Below are 2,536 nucleotides of genomic sequence, written 5' to 3'. Positions count from 1 at the left end.
CACAGTGTCCTCGCTCAGTGACAGCACGCCGTGCAGGCCGGCCTGTTCCGCCAGCTCCACCACCGTCGATGAGCCGATGATGCTGCGACACCCCATCCGTGCGGCCTGTTCGACTTCCTGGCGCGCTTCTTCCAGGGAGGTGTAGGCAGCCTGGTGAACCTGCACGGTGAACAGCCCGGCCATGGCCTGAAGGCCCTGGTCGATGCGGTTGTAGCTGAGCAAGGCCACTTGCGAGGCATGCTCGCGCGCTTGCCCCAGTGCCCGCAGCAGGTCACCGCCGCCCACACGCATCGTCAGTACCGGGCGCGCCAGGTGCTTACGCAGGTAGGCAGCAGTGGCCCCGGCGCAGATGAACACGTCGGCTTCTCCGCGCAATTCCAGTTCGCGGGCGGCTTGCAGTACCTCGGTCACCGAGGTGTCGAGCACTTCGATGTGGGTGTCGGGGTAGTCCGCGGCGAGCGCGGCCACCATTTGCGCGAGGCGGCTGCGTTGCAGGGGGCGCTGCAGGTGACTGATCAGCACGACGACCTGGGAGGTGGGGGAATGCATGGCGGCGCCTGTTCAGAAATGAATTGTTTCCATCCTGAACCAATTTGTTTCATCTATGCAATTCCGCGCTTCGCCAGCCTTTCCCATGAGCCGCTGCAGGCCAGGCATGACGGGGCTTGCAGATGATCCTGAGAAAGTTGGCCCGGGGGTTGCTCCAGTTGACCTGCCCACTTCAAACCGAAGGCAGGACCATTGATTCATGATCAGTTCCTCTACGACTTGTCCGGCAGGCGACATGCTCGCGGTCGCGACCGATGAGCAGCGCCTTGTCGACTTCATCCGTGAGCAGGCAACGGCAACGCGTGTTGAGATTCAAGCCCGCAAGCGTCTGAGCGGCGGTGCCATCCAGGAAAACTGGCTGCTCGAACTGCTGATCGAGGGCGGTCCCTGGGCCGGTACCCGGCGCTGGGTGTTGCGCAGCGACGCGCTGTCGGCGCTGCCGGCCAGCCTCGACCGCGCCCAGGAGTTCGCCGTGTTGCAGGTGGCCCACCAGGCCGGGGTAAAAGTTCCGCGGCCACTCTGGCTGTGCCGCGATACGCAGGTCCACGGGCGGGTGTTCTTCCTGATGGAGTATGTGTCGGGTGTCGCTGCCGGGCGGGTGCTCAGCGCAGGAGCGGGCGCCCAGGGCCTGGCCCGGCTGGCGGAGCAGCTCGGCGCCAACCTGGCGCGCCTGCATCAGATCCGCCCGCCGAGTGCGGCATTGGACTTCTTGCCCGTGCCGCAGCGTTCGCCTGCCCTGGCCACCGTCGATGCCTATCGGCGTTACCTCGACACCCTCGACGATGCCTACCCGGCACTGGAGTGGGGCCTGCGCTGGTGCGAACTGCATGCACCGCGAGACAGCCGTCTGTGTCTGCTGCACCGCGACTACCGCACGGGCAACTACCTGGCCAGCGAGCAGGGGCTGGAAGCGGTGCTGGACTGGGAATTCACCGGCTGGGGCGACCCTTGCGAGGACCTCGGCTGGTTTACCGCCCCGTGCTGGCGGTTCACGCGCCCTGACCTGGAAGCTGGCGGCATTGGCCAGCTGGCGGACTTCCTGCGTGGCTACCACCAGGTATCGCCACTGTGGGTTGAGCCCCACCAACTGCACTACTGGCAGGTCATGGCGACCCTGCGCTGGGCGGTAATCGCGCTGCAGCAGGGGCAGCGCCATCTGTCCGGCGAAGAGCCTTCCCTGGAGCTGGCACTGACCGCGCGCCTGCTGCCGGAGCTTGAACTCGACATCCTGAACATGACCGGAGCCGATGCGCCATGACCCAGCCGCACGCCCATCAATTACTCGAAATCGCCCGCCAGACCTTGCTGGAGCAGGTATTGCCGGCTCTGCCCGGCGAGCTGCGCTACCCGACGCTGATGATCGCCAACGCCATGGCCATCGCCGCCCGCGAAAACCGCCTGGGCGCCGTCCTCGGCCTTCAGGAGCAGGCGCACCTGGCCGCGCTGATCGATGCGCCGGCCCCTTCATTGCAGGAAGCCCGACGCCAGCTGGCACGGGCGATTCGCCAAGGTCACCACGATACCCCGCACAGCGCTCGCACTCTGGTCGAGACGCTGCGCCAGGTGACGCTCGACCGGCTGACGATCAGTAACCCCAAGGCCGTGCGCTGAGCGAGGCGCCCCCCTGTTTCAAGACCGACAAGCACCAACAAGGACCCTCATGAACTTCACCCTCCCAGACGAACTGCTCGAACTGCAGGCCAGAACCCGCACTTTCATTGCCGAACAGGTCATCCCGTTCGAGAACGACCCACGCCAGGATGGCCACGGCCCCAGCGACGACCTGCGTCGGGACCTGCAGGCCCGCGCCCAGGCAGCGGGCCTGCTGACGCCCCACGCCAGCCGCGAAATGGGCGGGTTGGGCCTGAGCCATGCAGCCAAGGCCATCGTCTTCGAAGAGGCCGGCTACTCGCCCCTGGGCCCGGTGGCGCTGAACATCCATGCCCCGGACGAAGGCAACATCCACCTGATGGACGTGGTGGCCACC

At 66.3% G+C, this 2,536-nt stretch carries 4 protein-coding genes; 3 read left to right on the top strand and 1 reads right to left on the bottom strand.

The genetic code is table 11. From position 1 onward, the window contains the following. The coding region (locus HP546_RS29105) for a PrpR N-terminal domain-containing protein (protein WP_172232989.1) at nt 1-549 on the bottom strand (549 nt) is incomplete at its 3' end. 199 nt (nt 550-748) lie between these two features. Here HP546_RS29105 and HP546_RS29100 point away from each other — a divergent pair. The 3 genes from HP546_RS29100 to HP546_RS29090 form a co-directional block, all read left to right on the top strand. Further along, entirely contained in the window at nt 749-1,807 is a 1,059-nt protein-coding gene (locus HP546_RS29100) for a phosphotransferase family protein (protein ID WP_256678567.1), read from the top strand. After that, nucleotides 1,804-2,160 (top strand): DUF6285 domain-containing protein, encoded by a 357-nt coding sequence (locus tag HP546_RS29095; RefSeq protein ID WP_172232986.1) that lies wholly within the window; start codon nt 1,804-1,806, stop codon nt 2,158-2,160. Before HP546_RS29100 ends, HP546_RS29095 begins: the two co-directional genes overlap by 4 nt. A gap of 49 nt (nt 2,161-2,209) precedes the next feature. Beyond that, a partial coding sequence (locus tag HP546_RS29090) for an acyl-CoA dehydrogenase family protein (RefSeq protein ID WP_172232983.1) occupies nt 2,210-2,536 on the top strand: 327 nt, incomplete at its 3' end.

This window comes from Pseudomonas sp. CM25 (assembly GCF_013179705.1).
Classification (GTDB): Bacteria; Pseudomonadota; Gammaproteobacteria; order Pseudomonadales; family Pseudomonadaceae; genus Aquipseudomonas.
The sequence above is the reverse complement of the archived record's forward strand: the minus strand, read 5'-3'. Positions and strand labels throughout refer to the sequence as shown.

What these genes read in the sequence shown, in the direction of transcription:
- HP546_RS29100 (WP_256678567.1), top strand. Translation starts at nt 749, where the DNA reads ATGATCAGTTCCTCTACGACTTGTCCGGCAGGCGACATGCTCGCGGTC.
- HP546_RS29095 (WP_172232986.1), top strand. Translation starts at nt 1,804, where the DNA reads ATGACCCAGCCGCACGCCCATCAATTACTCGAAATCGCCCGCCAGACC.